Genomic DNA, 18,018 nt, shown 5'->3' on the forward strand with positions numbered 1-18,018 from the left:
CTGCCGGGCAGCGGTATTTACGGCAGTGGCCAGTTGGTGGGGGTGTTGCTGGCCACTTCGACATAAATATCCCAGGCGTGTGACCAGAATTGCGTAAAACCTTCCTGGCTGAAACTGATGCCCATCAGGCCCATGACGAACCAGCAGGTGGTGAACAGCCCCAGGCTGCTGAACATAAATGCCATGCCGTTGCGGCTGGTCTTACGGCAAACGACGTTTAGCTGGCTGGACATAAACATCATAACGGCGCTCAGTAATTCCCAGCGCATCATGATAAAACCTGTGGCAATGGCACTCATCGAACATGGTCCTTGGAAAAATCCGCAACCGGTGGGGGCTGTGCGGGCAAAAATTAATTAGTGTGATCTGCGTCACATTGTAGCACTGGCATAAATTACGTCTCAATCCCTGAGCGGCAGAAAAATCGGCATTTGGTAACATTCCAACATGCTGAAACATTTATGCCATTTCATTAGCAACCTTTTCATGGGGAGACTTTGCCAATAACGCTATGCTTGCCGACTTTTCACGACCCTGATTTATCTTGGGAAATTGTGACGTCTGACAGGTAACTCGCCACGCATGGCCCGATTAAAAGATAAAATTCGTGATCATTCCGCAGAGGAAATGCTGTTCATTCGCCGTGCCGGCGTGGCCATGGTGCTGGTCGTCGCCTGTTTTGGCGTGCTGGTCGCCAACCTGTATCGATTGCAGGTCAAACAGCATGGGTTCTACCAAACTCGCTCCAATCAGAACGACATTAAAATGGTGCCGATTGCCCCGAGTCGTGGGTTGATCTTCGACCGCAACGGCATCCCATTAGTGCGTAATATTACGCTTTACCAACTTCAGGTCGTCCCCAGCAAAATCGAAAACATGACCGCGTTGCTGCAACAGCTGACGCCGATTGTCGATCTTAGCCCCGAAGACATCACTGCCTTTCGAGATGATATGCACCATAACGGTCGCTACAAGCCGGTGACGCTGAAAAGCGGACTGACCGAGACTGAGGTGGCGCGCTTTGCGGTCAATCAGTACCGCTTTGATGGGGTAACCATCGATACCTATCAGCAACGGGAATATCCGTACGGTGCCGAGTTGGCTCATGTGGTGGGTTACGTATCGAAAATCAATGACGCTGATTTGAAGCGGCTGGATAAAGCCGGTCTTAGTGAGAACTACGCCGCCGACCACAATATCGGCAAACAGGGCATTGAGGCCTATTATGAGTCTGAACTGCACGGCACTACCGGCTATCAGGAAGTGGAGGTGGATAACCACGGCCGGGTCATTCGCCTGCTGAAGGAGCAGCCGCCACAGGCGGGCAAGAATATCTATCTGACGCTCGACCTGTCGCTGCAGCAGTATATCGAGTCGGTATTGAAGGGGCAGCGAGCGGCGGTGGTGGTCGAGGATCCGCGTGACGGCGGTATTCTGGCGATGGTTTCCAGCCCCAGCTATGATCCCAATCCTTTCGTGAAGGGCATCAGTTATTCCGCCTATAAATCCTTGTTGGCTAACCCCGATTTGCCACTGATTAACCGCGTAACCCAGGGGCTTTATCCACCGGCATCTACCGTGAAGCCCTACATGGCGACTTCTGCTCTGTTCGCCGGAGTGATCACTCCCAATACCACCTTCTTTGGCGCACCGACTTGGACATTGCCGGGGACTCAGCGCCGCTATTGTGACTGGCTGAAAAGCGGCCATGGGATGCTGAACGTGACCAAGGCGATTGAAGAGTCTGCTGATACTTTCTTCTATCAGGTGGCGTATGAAATGGGCATTGACCGCATTCATAGCTGGCTGAGCAGGTTTGGTTACGGCCAGGCTACCGGCATTGATCTTAACGAAGAATATCGCGGTGTCTTACCAAGCCGCGAATGGAAGCAGCGGGTGCATAAAAAAACCTGGTACCAGGGGGATACTATCTCGGTGGGTATCGGCCAGGGATATTGGGTCGCCACGCCAATCCAGATGGTGAAGGCACTCACTACGCTTATCAATAACGGCAAGGTGAAAACCCCGCATTTGCTGTATTCCCTGCGCCAGGGTCGCCAGGTGAGCCTCTATCAACCGCCGAAGCAGGCCGCGCAGATTGGCGATGCCAAATCGCCGTATTGGGGCATTGTGCGCAACGGCATGTATGGTATGGCCAACCTGCCAAACGGGACCGGCTACAAGCTGTTCCATACCGCGCCGTACCAAATTGCCGCCAAGTCCGGGACTTCACAGGTGTTTGGGCTGAAAGAAAATCAGACCTATAACGCCAAAATGATCCCGGTGCGGCTGCGTGATCATATCTTCTATACGCTGTTTGCCCCCTATAAAAATCCACGGGTAGCGATGGCGCTGATTCTGGAAAACGGCGGTGGTGACGGTGTGGTAGCAGGGCCGACGGCGCGGGCGATCCTCGACCATATATTTGACCCGGCCAACGCTCCGCAGCCTGAGCAAGGACAGGAAGTTAAGCCGGAGTTAAACGACAGCGCGGATGTGCAACAGTAAACGCGTTTGTTTTTACTTTCTTACAAACTGCAATCTTCTAAAGATTTTCGTCAGGGTAGACTGAAATCATTACATAACTTTAATAAAAACGCAGGGTTAACAGTGGCGCCATTAATAAAAAAAAGCGGTAAAAATTATTCAACCCTTCGCTTTGGCTGGATCTGCGCCGGGATACTGGTTTGCTTTTTCCTGCTGGCGTTTCGAGTGGGCTATTTACAACTGTTGGAGCATCAGCAACTGACTGACCAGGCGGATCAGCGTTCGATCCGCACCCAGGTGTTGCCGACCAACCGGGGAATGATCACCGACCGCAATGGTGAAGCGCTGGCCGTGAGCGTGTCTTCACGCGATATCGTGCTGGATCCCAAACATATTCTCGATAGCCATACCGATATCACCAATGAACGCTGGCAGAGCCTGGCCAACGTGCTGAAGATGCCGCTGACCGAGGTGCAGAAGCTGATTCAGACTAATGCCCACAAGCGTTTTGTTTATCTGGCACGTAAGGTTGAAGATGATAATGCCAGCTATATCAGCAAGCTGCATTTGACCGGTGTCAGCACCGAGCAGGACTTCAGCCGCTTTTATCCGATGAGTCAGGATGCTGCTGGGCTGATCGGTATTGTCGGACAGGATAATCAGGGGTTGGAAGGCATCGAACTGGGCTTTAACCACCTGCTGCAGGGCAAGAACGGGCTGCGCGTTTACCAGAAGGATGGCAGCGGAGCGGTGATTGGCGTGATCAAAAATGTCGATCCTGTGCCTCCGCCGAACGTCACGTTGAGCATCGACAAATTTATCCAGTACGTGCTGTATGCGCAGATCCGTGATGGCGTGGTGGCCAACCAGGCAGACTCCGGCTGTGCGGTGTTGGTGAAGGTGAATACCGGCGAGGTGCTGGGCATGGCCAGCTACCCGTCATTTAATCCAAACAACTTTGCAGGTACGCCGACAAAAGATATTCGCAACGTATGCAGCAGCGACAGTTTCGAACCCGGCTCCACGGTGAAACCCGTGGTGGTGATGGTCGGGCTGGAGCACCACCTAATCAGGCCGGATACCGTGCTGGATACCACGCCTTACCGGGTAAATGGTCATTTAATCAAGGACGTGGGCCACTGGACGAAACTGACCATTACCGGAGTACTGCAAAAATCCAGTGACATCGCCGTTTCACATATTGCACTGGCACTGCCTGCTACCGTGTTACCGGCGGTTTACAAAAGTTTTGGTCTCGGGCTGCCGACCGACCTGGGGATTGGTAACGAGAGCAGCGGCTACTTGCCTCAGCACCGTGAGCGCTGGGCGGATATCGAACGTGCTACCTTCTCCTTTGGCTACGGTCTGCGGGTCACGCCGTTACAGATGGCGCGTGAATATGCCACTATTGGTTCCTACGGCGTTTATCGGCCATTGTCGATAACCAAAGTCACGCCACCGGTAATGGGGCAACGGATCCTGCCGGAAGATACGGTAAAAACCGTAGTGCATATGATGGAAAGCGATGCTTTGCCAGGTGGCAGCGGGCTCAGCGCCGCAGTGCCTGGCTACCGGTTGGCGATTAAAACCGGTACCGCAGAGAAGATGGGGCCTAATGGCAAATACGACGGCGGTTACATCAACTACACCGCCGGTGTGGCACCGGCCAGCGATCCGCAGGTAGCGCTGGTGGTGATGGTTAATAACCCGAAAGCCGGCAAACACTTCGGTGGTTCGGTGGCCGGCCCAGTATTTGGCAAAATTATGGCTCAGGTGCTGGAACACATGAACATTCTGCCTGATGCTCAGCCGTTGAACGTGGTGTCTCAAGTTAAGGGCTAATGTAATGTTTCCCCCTCGATGGAGGGGGAACGGATCAGAAGTAGTAGCCGATGTTCAGGTTAGTGCGGAAATACCATTTATTGCTGCCGGAGGACTGGGCGCTGGTCCAGCCGGTGGCGTTTTCGGCACCCCCCCAGGGGTTGGCGTTTTGCGCCCAGGTCAGATCAACCCACACCATCACCGGCAGGGCAAAGACCTGCACTCCAAGGGTGTTCATTTTAGAGTCGGAACCGCCGTCCTTATCCTTCCACAACACGCTGTAGTCGTTATAAAAACGCAGTTTTTTCACTGCTCCCCAGGCCACTTCGACATCACGCGCCAGATTGATTGACGCAGTGGTGGCCTGCGCCGGAATCAAATAGGCTGGCGTCAGGCCATTACCCCCCATTAAAATTACCGAATTGTTGGCTCCTTCAGGCCCTTTGGCGTCATAAGAATAACGGATAATTTGCGTCGACAGATGCCACGGCTCGTAGTTCACCAAAGCATGCAGGCCTGTCGCCCAGTAGGTGCCATTATCCCCGGTGTCATGATTATAGAGCCGGGAAACCGCCAGCGAACCGCCGAGCTCGTTGTTCCAGTCGCCCTGATGGAATTCACGCGCCAGACGCAGGTTCACCTGATCGCGCTTCTCGTTGGTTTGCAAATGTTGCGAACCATAGTTGGTATTTTTCAGATCGTCGAAATTGCCCACTTCCGGCGCATAGCGCACGCCTGCCGGCATCATGCGGGGGAAATAGGCGGCATCCAGCGCCCAGCCATGGTCATGGAATTGGTATTTGGCACCTAACCCGTTATTGACCCCGAAACCGAGATAAAACGGGATGCCGTAGGACCAGCCGAACTGGGGATAAGGCTGCAAACCAAAGGGTTTGAAAGGTGCGCCGAGCTGCAGGTCAGAGTTCCCGCTCAGGTGATAGCCGACATAGGCACGGTCGATGGCGTATTTTCGGCGGTCCTGAAACCAAAAGCCGGAATCAAAGAAGGCGTCGTTATAATTGCCATTGGCATCAATGCGGAAGGCATCAAAACGCAAGTGGGGGGGATTACGGTAATTACTGCTACCCCAGTCTTCATAACGGTAGTTGGCGCGTAATGCACCACCGATATCAATGTTTTTATTATTATCCTCATTTTGCCAATGCAGATGGGGGAATGCCGGACTACTCTTTTTTACCTCGGGTTTCGTGACAGGCTTCTCACTGGCTGGTGTGAGGGTGTTGGCGTAACTCATTGGTGAAAATAGTAAAAATGCGATAAAGACTTTGCGCATGACTTTCCCCTGATGACACCTGACGTTTAATAAAGCGAGCGTATTCCGCCACAAAATAATGGAATTTCTCGCGAGGTTTTATATATGAGACAAGTTTTAGTTAAGTGTTTATTATTTTAAATTTGGCAAGGTTTCAAATACGAAACTTTGTTTCACATTTCATTTTGAAACTATAATCCTGAAGTTATGTAAGTCAAGAAATAAAAATGGCCGGGTAAGAACAGCAGTAACATCCGTTGTGGCGTCGTTGGGAAGCGAAGGGGAGTGGTGGCGGTATCAGGTTTTTTTATCAGTGGAGTATATTTTATTGGGTTAAAATTATGCTGATAATATTAATTATTGGGCATGGGTAAAATAATGGAGTGGTGTACATTTCAGATCGGTTATTTTTAAGATAATAACCGATCTGAGACGGATATTTTTGCTGGTGGGATCAGCGGCTGGTCTGGTGACCGATGATGCCGCCCAATGCTGCGCCGCCCAAGGTCCCCAGCGTGCTGCCGTCGGTCAAGACGGCACCACCCAATGCGCCGACGCCGGCACCGATCGCGGTGTTGCGATCGCGGTGGGACATATTCCCACATGCAGTTACAGAAAGGGTTGCCATAACAACAACCATCACACCTGCGGCACGTTTAAAGTTCATAAGAGTTTCCTGGTAAATTGCCTAATTAACGGAAAAATAAAGCGCGGGTTAATCGGCCGGTAAAAGTTGAGATGAATGTATTCCTGCACAGGAAAATAGAATAGGTAAATATTCTTAATTTTGAGCGACCGGATTGTATTTCGCGGTTACCATGTTCTGGGCTGGCGATAAAACAGACAGTTTCTCAGCCTGACCAACCAAGATGAGCGACCTATCGCAGGTATACCGCTGCCGCTACGCCAGTTAGTCGTTCTCACGACTTATCGACGCAGTACACAAGAGAGACTCTTCTGGAAAACATATGTTTATTCTATTGGTTGATTCAATGCTTGCTTAAAAAATGATAACTTAACGTTATCAAAATATGGGCAACCGCCAGTCTGTGGAAGGCGTTGTGTGAGCGCGGCAGGGAGACCGCAGGAGCATGGAAGAAAGCATTTTTTTATATTGTGGTAATGTAACTGTGTAAGTTACATTAGCGAAGTTGGTTGTGACCTGTATCACACATTGAAATCAGCCAAAAAATAACCTTATGATATACAAGGGGAAGGCCTCAGGTTCGGAAGAGGGTTCTCTGTTTAAAACCAGGAAACGACGATGTTAGAAATGATTGAGAGTTTGGCAACCGTGGTGATCCTGGTGCCGGTAATGATAGCCGTACTGCTTGGCTCGATTTATGGTCTGGGTGAGCTGTGTAATCTTTTCTCTGCCATTGGCCGGAAAAAAGACTGAATTTAATGATCGGGGGCGCAATGCCCCCGATGCAGTTTTAGAGTACCGTTGCCAGGAAATCACGCGTTCTTTGGTGCTGTGGTGCATCCAGCATCGGTTGCGCCGTCCCCGTCTCCACCACTTTTCCCTGATCCACAAAGATGATTTGATCCGCCACTTCGCGCGCAAAGCCGATTAACTCGGCCATAACATGGCGTCGTATGCACTAATAAACTGCATATGCTGCGTCTTCCGCCAGGTTATTGGCTGACATAGGCTACTGACAGGTTCTTTTCAGGAGTCAGACTATGAAGCTAATTACTCAGCATACCGCCCCCAGCCCCCATATCGGTGGGATCCTCGCCAGCCTTTCCTTGTCGATGCTGGTTTCATCACTGGGGGCCAGCATCGCCAACATCGGTTTACCCACGTTGGCACAGGCGTTCAACACTTCGTTTCAGGCGGTGCAGTGGGTGATGCTCGTCTATCTGCTGACCATTACCACCTCTATCATCGCTGTTGGGCGTCTGGGAGACAGCATTGGCCGACGCCGCCTGCTGCTGCTGGGGATTGGCCTGTTCAGCGTCGCTTCCGCACTCTGTGCCATTGCGCCTGATATCTGGCTGCTGCTGACGGCCCGCATTGCACAGGGGTTGGGGGCGGCAGTAATGATGGCGATGACCATGGCGCTGGTTGGTGAGACGTTGGGCAAAGAAAATACCGGCCGTGCCATGGGGCTGCTTGGCAGCATGTCGGCGATTGGCACCGCGCTTGGCCCTTCACTGGGGGGGGCATTGATTTTTGGCTTTGGCTGGCGTGCGGTGTTTTTGGTTACCCTTCCGCTGGGCCTGCTGGCCTTGCTGCTGGCTTACCGTTATCTGCCGCACGGTCGGCCGCAACCGCAATCGGAGAGCGACCGGTTTGATTTACCCGGCACTTTGTTGCTTGGTGTGACACTGGCATGCTACGCGCTGTCGATGACGCTGGGGCATGGTGATTTCGGCGCCATCAATTTGCTGTTGTTGCTGTGCGCGGGGCTGGGAACCGGGCTGTTCATACGGCTGGAAAACAACTCGGCATCTCCTCTGATACAGCCGGCGCTGTTCCGCCAGCCAGGGCTGAGGCGTGGGTTGATGATGAGCGCACTGGTGATGACGGTGATGATGACGTCGCTGGTCGTGGGGCCGTTTTATCTGACGCGCGGTTTGGGGTTGACGGTAGGACAGGCCGGGCTGGCGATGTCAGCCGGGCCGCTGGTAGCCGCTTTGTTCAGTGTGCCTGCCGGCCGACTGGTGGATCGTCTGGGGGCAAAAAAAATCACTGCCGTGGGGCTGGCCGTCATGACTCTGGGGGCGGGCGTGATGTCAATGATGTCGTTAAGTGAGGGAGTTTTCAGTTATGTGACTCCCCTTTGCCTGATTACGCTGGGTTACTCGCTATTTCAGGTCGCCAATAATACCGCGCTGATGAAGCACGCAGCCCCTGAGCAGCGCGGCGTGATCTCCGGCATGGTTAACCTGTCACGTAATCTTGGTTTGATCACCGGCGCTTCTGCCATGGGCGCGTTGTTTATGCTGGCGGCGAACACCGACGATATCAAGTTGGCGACGGCAGAGGTGATATCCCATGGCATGCGGGTGACTTACCTGGCGGCTGGCGTATTGGTGGCCATCGCGCTGGTGATGACCATCAAAAACCCTGCCGCTTTTAAACCGGACGCGGATTACGGCAGGTAGTGATTTAGTCGGCGGGCTGGGCCGACTAACTCGAAACACAACGGCTTAATGGACAAAGTCTGGCGGATCAGCCGGGCTTGCGCTGATAGCTCAACCAGGCCACCGTATCCTGAAGCGTTTGTTCCAACGGTCGGAATGTCAACCCCAGGTCACGTTCACTTTTGCCGTGATTGAAATGAGAACGATTGGCCTCTTTTCAGTGGGGGGCCGATCCCTCGGGTCGGTTGATTATGCTGTCTCTGCGCAGTCTGCTGCAGATGCCAACAGCAGACTGATCGCTCCTCAGGGGACGTAAATGATCTCAAAGCTGGAGGTTTTATCGTAGTAGGGCGTCATGCCGCCTTCGACGTAGAAAACCTGCAGGTCGTAATGATAAATCAGCTTTTTATCCGGGTTGAGGATCAGATCCAATGCCGAGACTTTGACCGTGACGTCATGGTTGGGGTGTTCCCTGTTCAATTCGACGGTTTGGTTATCGATATTCACCAAAATGCGTTTGATCGGCCGTGGCCCAGAGGGGTCGTAAGCTCCGCTATCGCTTCTGAATTCAATGGTTTTGTAGATATCGACCGGTGCCGTCTGTTTGATAAAGTCCCGTACCTTACTCTGATATTTGGCATCCAACGCCAGTACCACCGGCAGGTTATCCGGGTTAAAACCGATAAACTGCACCGCCAAATAGCCTTTCAGCAACAGGTTTTGCGGCGATCGATCAAATAGCGCGTCCCAGATCAACGCGAACTGCTGAGCGGGCAGCGTGAATGAATCGACAATGCCGCTTTGCAGGTTGATCAGCGCATTTTTTTCCTCGGTTTTGCCTTCAGGCAACGCCAACTGCAACGCCAGTGAGTCCGCATTGGCGAAGGGCGCCAGTCGGGCGTCCGGCTGCATTTGTGAAAACTGTGCCGTGGCATCGGCAATGCGCCCCTGATTCACTTTGGGCGACAGGAAGTAGTCAAAGGTCACTTTGATATCCCCCAGCGAGGTTGCGTGCTCGCCGGCGGAAAAGGATATCGACAGCATCGGCTTGCCATCGGTATCGGTGCCCAGCAGGAAGGTATCTGGCAGGTAATAAAGGTAATTCTTGCGCACGTAGTCCTGATAGTAGTTATACCAGAGTTGCTGATACTGCAATGGCGTGAGGATCAGCTGCAGGCGCGGCGGTGGCGGCACAATACCCTGATAGATATACGGATAATAGTTTTCGGCAAAATAGAAAACTTTAGGGTCGGTGACGGTGTTGGTGAGGCCGTGCTCGGTTTTGACGGTCACCACCAGCGTGGTTTGCGCATCGTAATCCGACAAGGCCTGCAGCAAGGCGTCGCGTTGCTCCAGTTTGTACAGATCCAGCTGTGCCTGATAGCGATTTTCCTGTGGTGTCAGCAAGACCTGGTCAAAAATCATTTCTTCGACGCTGCCAAAGCGGGTGTAGCTCAGCACCACATAGGGAATTTGCGGGATAGAGTGATTCAGGGCAAAGTCCAGTTGCATGCGCCAACTGCTGCCGTCGGTGCTGGTGGCAATCTGGTAGCGGGTTTCCCCTGAAACGATTTCGGTGCAGACTTCGGCGGTCAGGTCGTCTTCCCGCATTGGCGCTGCCGCCCGGTAGCGTAGCTTTTTACCCTCAACGTCAGGAAACTGCTCACGGGCATTGAGCAGAATAATTTGGTTCAGTGTTACCAGGTCATTGAGAAAGGTATTCATGGTTATCCTCAGTGCATTCTGTTTGGGCCAGAGTTCTGAATTGGTTCAGGCAGGACGAGGTCCAGAGAAAGTGCCCGTCATGCCGACGGTAGAGCGGACTTTCCAACTGGCCGGCGGGCCATTGCCAGTGGGTCAATGCATCAATCAGCGGCGTGAGTTGCGGGATCCCCACCAGCCTGGCGTACTCCAGGGCAATGCGCCATTCGTTGGGGTGAGCGTAATAGGGCGTTAGCGAACTGAGCCGGTCGTAACGGTTGTCACTCCATTGCACCGCCTGATTCAGCATTTGAATAATGCGTCGGTAAGCCGGTAATACGGCATCGCTACCGCTCACAAGCCGGTGGAGCAGGATCAGCGCGTTGGTGTTCACGCAGCAATCCAACTGGCGGATGTCATTGTCATCTTTCATCCAGGTGTGAAAACTTTGGCACTCCGCCCATTGGTGCTGCTCGGCGGCCTGACGGGGATCGACCCGGCGTAGCTGATAGCTGTTCATGTGCGAAATCGTCTCCCTGACCTGCGTCAGTGAAATGCGCCCAAACTTGTACAGCAGTTCGGTGATAATCGCGGTGTCGTCAATATCGGCGCAGATACTCTGGTTCGCCATCCACTGCGGATGGGCAGTGGGCGGCCAAAAGCTGAAATGGCACGGGCGGGTTTCACAGGCGATTAAAAAATCGAGCGCTTTCTCGATATAAGGCTCGGTCTGCGAGGTGTGCTCCAGAGTGCGTAGCACTTGCGCGGTCACAAAGGCGTTTTCATCCTGATGCCAGCGTCCGTCCGGGGTTCTGACATGGGCGGTAAAGGCACCGCTGGCACACTGTTGGCTCAGTAAGGCGCTTAAACTGGAACCCTCATTATTATTGGCGGCGGATGAAATCGGTTGCTGCGGCTGCACTTCGAAACGAGTATTTTGCGGGCTAAAAGTACAGCTGATGGCATGACGTCCCTGGGTATCGACAGAAAACCCCACCACGTTGAACTGCAGAGGAACCTGCGCGGTCATGACAGATTGCAACAAGGGCATGGCTTGTTGGCTTTGGGACAACAAGGCTTGCAGCGCGGGGAAAACTCGCGGGTTATCACCAAAGAAACTGGCCGCCATGGTGAACAGCGTGAAGCTTTCCAGTTCACCACCGGGGCCGTAGACCAGGCTAAAACCGTAGGTGGTGGGTGGAAAACCTTCGCGACTCAGGGTTTGTTGCCGGGCACGTCCCAGCAGCGGTGCCAACGCTGGAAACAGCCGTTCACAGTCAAAAAAGGCCATGACTGCCGCAATATCAGCCTCAGTGATTAGCGCACTGTGCCACTGAAAGTAATATTCTCGAGGCGAGTCTATCTGTTGCGGGTAATAACCCAGCATCAGCAGTGATAAGCCGGCCTGCTGGCAGGCCGCGGCGGAGTAATCAGGCCAGACAATCTCTACCGTACTGTCGGGTGGTACCTCGGAGTAGACCTTGGTTTTAACCGTCTCGGGGCTATATTTTCGCCCCAGCCAAGAGCCAAACCGCAGGGGGTGGGCCGCCTGGCGCTGCATCTGGCTGACGCTGGCCAAACATGCCTCTACACCGTCCTGTGCGGGCGAGTCCGTGATCTGTTGGTAGTGCCGATAAAAAGCCTCGATCCCACGATTTTCGGCATAGCGTGGCAAAAAAGGATCCAGCGTGCAGGAAAGTGCCTGCGGTTTTGACGACGAGACGGTGAACTCCAGTGGACAGCCGTTATATCCCAACAGGCTGGTGTTAAAGGCCGCGGACAAACAGCCTGAAGCCTGGCGTGCCTGGCTAAAGCGCGCGATTTCGGGCACCAGTGAGTGGCGTAAATAGGGCGCCTCCTGACACAAGGCGCTTACCAGGGCGTTCCATGCCGCTGGTAATACCGTATTGCGTTCGACCATCGCCAGTCACCTATGCCACGGCCGGAATAACAATGGCCGGCGGATTCTCGCTGCCATCACGCGTGACGCTGTCACCACCGACCAGCAGGTAAGTGATTTTGTAATCGACCGTCCAGGGCTTCTCGGTCAGGCAGCGATACTTAAAGGTCTGCTCTTCAGTTTTATCCGGATTAAACTGGTACTTCTTGGTTTTGCGACTTTGTTTGTCGTCCAGGTAAGTCAGTTCGACGATCACCTGATTGTAATTCTCCCAGGAGAATTTCCGGTCGAGGAAGATGGAGATCTCGTTAAAGGTCAGCACCGCTCCAGGATCCAAATTCAGCAGGGTTGAAGCTGAAGCCGACGGCTGCTTGTAGCTGGTGCTGCCTTCCCAGCCGGTGGTGGCGGCAGACTTGAAGGCATACTCGCTGTTGATCACAAACAGCTCATTTCTGTCAGGGCTGCGAGAGATGACCTTGCTCCATTTACCGTCATCGGCGATAAACGGCTCGGCGGTATAAACCTGTTTGTTATATTCGATTTTGAAGGTTGCGGCCTTAATGCCGTATTCGGCAAAACCGTCCGGCCCCAGCACGGTAAAGTCGATTTTCTGGAAGAAGGGATCGTTAACGTTAACTTCAATAAAGTAAGGCGGCTCTTTTTTGGCACGTAGAATGTCGCTGCCGATAAAGTTTTGCGGTACCGCCGACTGGCTGAGGGCTTTTGATGAGGTGTAGTTGAAGTTCAGGCTTTTGGTTTCTTCGATCCGCACCAGTTTTATTTCCAGCGAGGCGCTGGGGAACAGTCCACCTTTGCCGCCGTCTTCTTTGCCGCTGGCGAGCAGAGATTCCAGGATGGAGTCGCTGGCTGATTTTGCCTGGGTATTGCTGTCATCATTGGGTTTGAGCGATGCGGTGAAGAAGCTTTTCAGGATCTCCTCTTTGACAAACTGCAGCGCCCATTCTTTCTCTTTGGCTTCCTCCTCGCTCGGTATGTTCTCGGTGACCTTGATGATCAACTTCTGATCCTGCTGCAGTTTCTTAATCACGCTGTCAAAGCCCAACCAAAAACTGGCCGGGGTTTCCACCGGGATCGGGATATTGGCGCCAAATTTAACATCGAACTCTTTGTAGATACTTTCAAACTTGGCCTCAACCTCGACCTTTAACGCCGGAGTGATGCCGGTAAAGCTGAGGTTATAGGCCACGGCCGCCGGTGCCTGTGCCTGGTTAAAGGCTGCTTCCAGGATCACCGCCTGCTGCGGCGTCAGTTTGGCGCTGAAAATGGCGCTATTGTTGCCAAACAGGCTGGGGCACTGCGCGCTGATCAACTCACCGTTGGCATTGCTGCCGACGTCAAGCACGAAGAAATTTACCGTGCCTTTGTCATACGGCACCTGAGCCTTGCGGGCGGTTTTCGGATCAACGTTGAGTTTGCGCAGGTATTCGTTGAAGGCGGCATCCAGCTGGGCGGTATCGATCGAGGTATTGACCTCGAAGTTGATGTATCCCCCTTGCTGACCGCTGCCGTCGCCGGTGTATTTGATCAATGAAAAAATGGGTTTCCCGTCTTTTTCTGCGATATGGATATCACCGGGCAAATACCAGAACTGCTTGTCATCGGAGTCGTCGGCAAAGAAGGTAATGTTGTTGATAGTGGCAGTTCTTGCTCTGAGTAATAACATGATGGTTCCTTAAATGAGGTTGGCGATATCGATATCGTCTTGAACGGTTGCGGTTTGGACGTAATCGGGCTTATCCCCGCCTTGGTCCGGTTGGTAGGTAAACCAAATGTCCAGATCGACACTACGTCGTTCGGGGTCGATTTGGTCGGCACTGAAACGCTGAGGGGCGGAATCGACTGCGGTAAACTGAAAAATTTGCTGCAGAGGTGGGGCGTCATCACCGGGCAAATAGGCATAACTGGCAGAAACCAGCACCGCCGCCACCTGTTGCCAGTCCATGTTGGCGGCAATCATTAACACCCGTTGGTGATACAGGCTGGAGACCAGGTACACATCCTGGCTGGTCGGTTCGTTTAACAGCGCAGAGATATGGGGTGAGTTAACGGCGCTGCTGTATTCCTTGGTGACGTCAAACAAATACTGATCCGGGTTGGGCAGCATCACCGGGTAGCTGTCCTGCTGCGTCGTCTGGCTAATCTGAAAGCTTTTCGACAGGCTGGCTACCGGCTGTCCAATATGGCGGCAGCGCAGGGTGACCAATACCGACTGGTACCAACGCCAGTCGAACAGGCTGGCGGCCTCAATGACAAAATCGTAGCGGCCGTAGACTGACTCAATATCCAGGTAGACATCGTTCAGTTCGGTTTGCATTACGCCGGAGCTGACCGATCTTACGCCGCCTACCGCCTGATTGAGATAGACGGTGAAGCTGTATTCGACCGGCCACAGCATTTTGCCGGTTATAGGGTCAGTAATACTCGGTGACCTGAATAATTTCGGCCCGATATCACCCGGGCGGAAGGTGTATTGCTTGCTGTCCGAGCCATAGCGCAGGCGCACCATCACCAATTGGACGTTAACGTCCAGTTCATCGGACAGCAGGCTGATCCGAACTTCACGGTGGGCGAAGAAGTCATCCTGCAGGTCAGTCTGGCTGATCACCCGGTCGGCCTGATAGTCGGTGCCGGCGACCAGTTCGGCAAACAGGGCCTGCGGATAAAGCGAACGCTTGACCACCGTGGTTTCGCTCAGCTTGCCGCTTAAACGCCGCTGATCAATATCTTCTACCGACAGTCTTTGCAGATAAAAACCGGCCTTAGGCTTGTCTTGCTGCGGCACTTCGGCAAACACCGGGGTAAAGAACTCGCCGGTCAGGATCTGCGTCAACTCGGCCACCGCCTGCCTGAAATGCCCATCGGGGTCATTGTCCCTGACTTTAAGGGTCACCACTTTTTTGCTGATTAACTGCGATGAGGTTTCCTCGATATCGACGGAAAAAATCAGCAGGTTGAAACCGACCGACTGTTGCAGAAATTGATAAACCTGATCCCAACGGGCTTCCAGCTCAAAGGTGGCTGGCGGCAACTGCAGCAGATAGTCAATTTTGTAGCTGATGGTGATGGGCGTAGTGGCGGGGGTCGCCATCAGGCTGGCCAGCAGAGCGATATCCGCGTCAGCCGGTAATTTGGCCAACAGATAGCAGTTTTGTTGGTCGCTCAGTGAGGTCTTGCTGGTTTGGCCATCGATAAAGCCGGGAATGTTCAGCGTGGCGCTGCAAGCGATCGCCTGCATGGGCAATAACACCGCGTCGCGCGGCATGTCGGGGCTGGCCGCTGCCGCCACTCGCGCCGCCTCGGGGCTGCTGGTTAACTGGGTTTGCAACGACAACATGGCATAGTAAACCGTGGCCGGTTGGCTGCTGTTCCTGAATATCTGTAGCTGGACTGCCGGTTCGTCACCGCTAATAACGCTAATGCCCGGCGCGGCCGCGCAATAATAATAAATGGGCCTCTCCGGGTCGGCTCGGATAAAACAGATATTTTGCACTACGACCTGAGTGTTCATAGCGACTATCCCATTTGGTGAAGGTGATCCAGGGCAAAGAAGCTTTGCCCTGGGGGGCTCAACGCATCAGAAAGTCACCACCACAATGGTGCTGGTTCCTGTCACTTCCTTCTCAACGGTTTTTTCCTGGTTATCTTCGCCGTAATACACCGTAGCGATGTATTTGATCTCCACCTTGTTGTCTTTTTCAACCTGCATCAGATTGAAGGTCAGATACTGGGTGAGGGATTTAGAATCAAACTCGGTCAGGGCAAGGGATTGGGATTGCGTAAAGTCCCATTTCGGGTAATACACCACCATTTCATAGGTGATCAGCGTGATCTCCTTCTGGCTTGGCTTGAAGATAATGGTGTATTTCTGCGCTTTCGGCAGGGCATTGGCGACCAGGATCTGGTGGCCACGGATCAGCCCATAACCCGGTAGCTGCGGGTTGGTCTCAACACCGTCGGGGATGTAGGTCAGGCTGTCACCATCCAGGGCATAGTAATCGGTGGAGAAATAAATCGGCTTATCCACATCAACACCAATCGGGTAAATAAAGGGGTGAGGAGGCGTCGACTCTTTGACTACCTGGCTGTCGGTTTTGATTTTGATGCCCTTATCCGGATCGGAATATTGCGTTTTGATCACCACCTGGCTGAAGACTTTCCATCCCATAGGATCGAGCAGCGTGGAAATGTCGGCATAAACGATGCCGCATTCGGCCACGTTGATGGAGATAACCAGCTCCTGATCGCTCTTAAGTTCGCCAGAGTGATAGGGCTTGGCCTGCATGCCGGTGAAGTTGACGGTGTAGGAGTATTTAAATGTCCGGCCCAGCTCGGGGTTGATAAACCATTTGCCGGTTTTTTTCGGTTCGCTGTCGCCAGGGGAAAAATGCAGAGTGCTCTGATTGTCTTTGTCGTAGATGGCAGTCACCACGATATTGGCCACGTTGTATTTCGCCAGGTCCTGAGTGACAAAAAACTCGGGCTGAATGTACTGATAGAAAGGATCGTTGAGATCGTACTCTTTAAAGTAATCTTTCAGATTGTCTTCGCCGACGATAGATTGGATAGACGGCAACTGGGTCTGGGGGGCGATGGAGAAGGAGACCACCGAGTTTTCATCATAGACGCGGGTAAAACTTTTGGTTTCGCTGAGGCTGGATTTGAATTTATCAAAACCGTCGGCTTCATTAAGCAATTCGAGGCTCATGTCCAACCCGGTTTGGCTACTTAAAATTTGCTCTACCTGCTTTTGCCCCCAGGCGGCCAGCCCGTCCTTCCATTTAATGTACTGATCCGCTGTCATGCCCATTTCTGCGGCGGTCAGCCCGACCTGAACGTCAATCTTGATCGCGCCTTTTTCGATATATTCGCGCTCAATTTTTTTCTCATCGGCCGACCAGGTGTGGGAGGTGATGTTTTGCGTCACCGATTTGGTGATTTCACTGTCGTAGCTGACCGTAACTTTGGCCGCTGGCAGGGAAGCATCCAGGTTGAAATCAAAACGAATACCAACGCTGGAGTTTTTATCGGTGCCTTTCAATACCTGTTCGAACAGGGTGGCACCTTGGCCGGTTAACGACAGGCTGAAAACGGTATTGTTATCACCCAGGCCTGATGGCGACAGCGTGGTGGGGATTTGGCGGTAGAATTTTTCGTTGCTGTCCAGAATCAATGAAGCCTGCGCCGAGGTGAGTCTTGGGACTTCCAGCTTGATTTCTGTCGGCGTCAATTCCAGCACAAATTGGTCATTGCCTTTGTTGCTGTCATATAACGCGACAAACCTGGCAGCCTGATCATCATTTAAACCGGTATTGCGCAGCGCGGTATCCATGGCTGCTTTTTTGGTCGCATTTTCGGGATCGGCCACCGAGGCCTGCTCAGCTTGAACATACTTGACGATCAGGGTGGATTTCGCGATCAGCGGATCTTTAAGCTTGCCGAGCAACTCGATAGCGATCTTGCTTTTCATCTCAGAATCAGGCTGCGGCAGCATTACGGTAAATTGCGCATAGCCGCCCTGGGTGTCTTCACTACGATACTTGTAGAACATGAAATAGGGGCTTTTGGGATCCCTGGCGACAAACACCGGGATCTCGGGTACCACATAAAAAGTATTCTTATCAATGCTGTCGCCATAGCAGGTAAAGGCATATTCCTTAATGCCCAGATACTTATCCGTGGCGATCTTGACCGATTGCTGCAAAGCGGTGGTTAACATAGGGTG

13 protein-coding genes are annotated in these 18,018 nt (G+C 52.9%); 4 read left to right on the forward strand and 9 right to left on the reverse strand.

All coding sequences use genetic code 11. The annotated features are described in order from the left end of the window. Window positions 1–17: 17 nt before the first annotated feature. Entirely contained in the window at window positions 18–299 is a 282-nt protein-coding gene (locus ACUTSU_RS01640) for a YjcB family protein (RefSeq protein WP_445651522.1), read from the reverse strand. A 283-nt stretch (window positions 300–582) separates the two neighbouring features. On the opposite strand from ACUTSU_RS01640, the gene mrdA reads away from it, so the two are divergent. Both mrdA and ACUTSU_RS01650 read left to right on the forward strand, forming a co-directional pair. Continuing rightward, entirely contained in the window at window positions 583–2,508 is a 1,926-nt protein-coding gene (mrdA, locus tag ACUTSU_RS01645; RefSeq protein WP_445653686.1) for a penicillin-binding protein 2, read from the forward strand. Between the two features lie 102 nt (window positions 2,509–2,610). Further along, window positions 2,611–4,329 (forward strand): penicillin-binding transpeptidase domain-containing protein, encoded by a 1,719-nt coding sequence (locus ACUTSU_RS01650; RefSeq protein WP_445651524.1) that lies wholly within the window; start codon window positions 2,611–2,613, stop codon window positions 4,327–4,329. 34 nt (window positions 4,330–4,363) lie between these two features. Here the strand turns inward: ACUTSU_RS01650 and ACUTSU_RS01655 are convergent, their stop codons facing one another. Both ACUTSU_RS01655 and osmB read right to left on the reverse strand, forming a co-directional pair. Then, window positions 4,364–5,602 (reverse strand): hypothetical protein, encoded by a 1,239-nt coding sequence (locus tag ACUTSU_RS01655; RefSeq protein WP_445653687.1) that lies wholly within the window; start codon window positions 5,600–5,602, stop codon window positions 4,364–4,366. A 433-nt stretch (window positions 5,603–6,035) separates the two neighbouring features. Further along, complete coding sequence (osmB, locus tag ACUTSU_RS01660) at window positions 6,036–6,248, reverse strand: osmotically-inducible lipoprotein OsmB (protein WP_017892786.1); 213 nt, start codon at window positions 6,246–6,248, stop codon at window positions 6,036–6,038. A gap of 597 nt (window positions 6,249–6,845) precedes the next feature. Here osmB and ACUTSU_RS01665 point away from each other — a divergent pair. Beyond that, window positions 6,846–6,980 carry an AcrZ family multidrug efflux pump-associated protein gene (locus ACUTSU_RS01665; RefSeq protein ID WP_017892788.1) on the forward strand — a complete coding sequence of 45 codons (135 nt, stop codon included), beginning with the start codon at window positions 6,846–6,848 and terminating at the stop codon, window positions 6,978–6,980. 37 nt (window positions 6,981–7,017) lie between these two features. On the opposite strand, the gene ACUTSU_RS01670 is transcribed toward ACUTSU_RS01665, so the two are convergent. Continuing rightward, window positions 7,018–7,167: a hypothetical protein gene (locus tag ACUTSU_RS01670; RefSeq protein ID WP_445653688.1), complete on the reverse strand. Its 150-nt coding sequence runs from the start codon at window positions 7,165–7,167 to the stop codon at window positions 7,018–7,020. Between the two features lie 100 nt (window positions 7,168–7,267). On the opposite strand from ACUTSU_RS01670, the gene ACUTSU_RS01675 reads away from it, so the two are divergent. Next, window positions 7,268–8,695, forward strand: coding sequence for an MFS transporter (locus tag ACUTSU_RS01675; protein WP_445653689.1), 1,428 nt, complete (start codon window positions 7,268–7,270; stop codon window positions 8,693–8,695). Window positions 8,696–8,977: 282 nt separating this feature from the next. Here ACUTSU_RS01675 and ACUTSU_RS01680 read toward each other — a convergent pair whose 3' ends face one another. The 5 genes from ACUTSU_RS01680 to ACUTSU_RS01700 all read right to left on the reverse strand — a co-directional run bounded on the left by ACUTSU_RS01680 (window position 8,978) and on the right by ACUTSU_RS01700 (window position 18,012). After that, entirely contained in the window at window positions 8,978–10,399 is a 1,422-nt protein-coding gene (locus ACUTSU_RS01680; protein ID WP_445651528.1) for a hypothetical protein, read from the reverse strand. Next, window positions 10,380–12,296, reverse strand: coding sequence for a hypothetical protein (locus ACUTSU_RS01685; RefSeq protein ID WP_445653690.1), 1,917 nt, complete (start codon window positions 12,294–12,296; stop codon window positions 10,380–10,382). The genes ACUTSU_RS01680 and ACUTSU_RS01685 overlap by 20 nt, the downstream gene beginning before the upstream one ends. A gap of 10 nt (window positions 12,297–12,306) precedes the next feature. Further along, on the reverse strand, window positions 12,307–13,959 hold the full coding sequence (locus tag ACUTSU_RS01690) for a hypothetical protein (RefSeq protein WP_445653691.1): 1,653 nt from the start codon (window positions 13,957–13,959) through the stop codon (window positions 12,307–12,309). Between the two features lie 9 nt (window positions 13,960–13,968). Then, window positions 13,969–15,804, reverse strand: a complete 1,836-nt coding sequence (locus ACUTSU_RS01695) for a hypothetical protein (protein WP_445651531.1) — start codon at window positions 15,802–15,804, stop codon at window positions 13,969–13,971. A gap of 66 nt (window positions 15,805–15,870) precedes the next feature. After that, window positions 15,871–18,012, reverse strand: a complete 2,142-nt coding sequence (locus ACUTSU_RS01700; RefSeq protein ID WP_445651532.1) for a hypothetical protein — start codon at window positions 18,010–18,012, stop codon at window positions 15,871–15,873. Window positions 18,013–18,018: the final 6 nt, after the last annotated feature.

Source organism: Serratia sp. NA_13 (assembly GCF_052691735.1).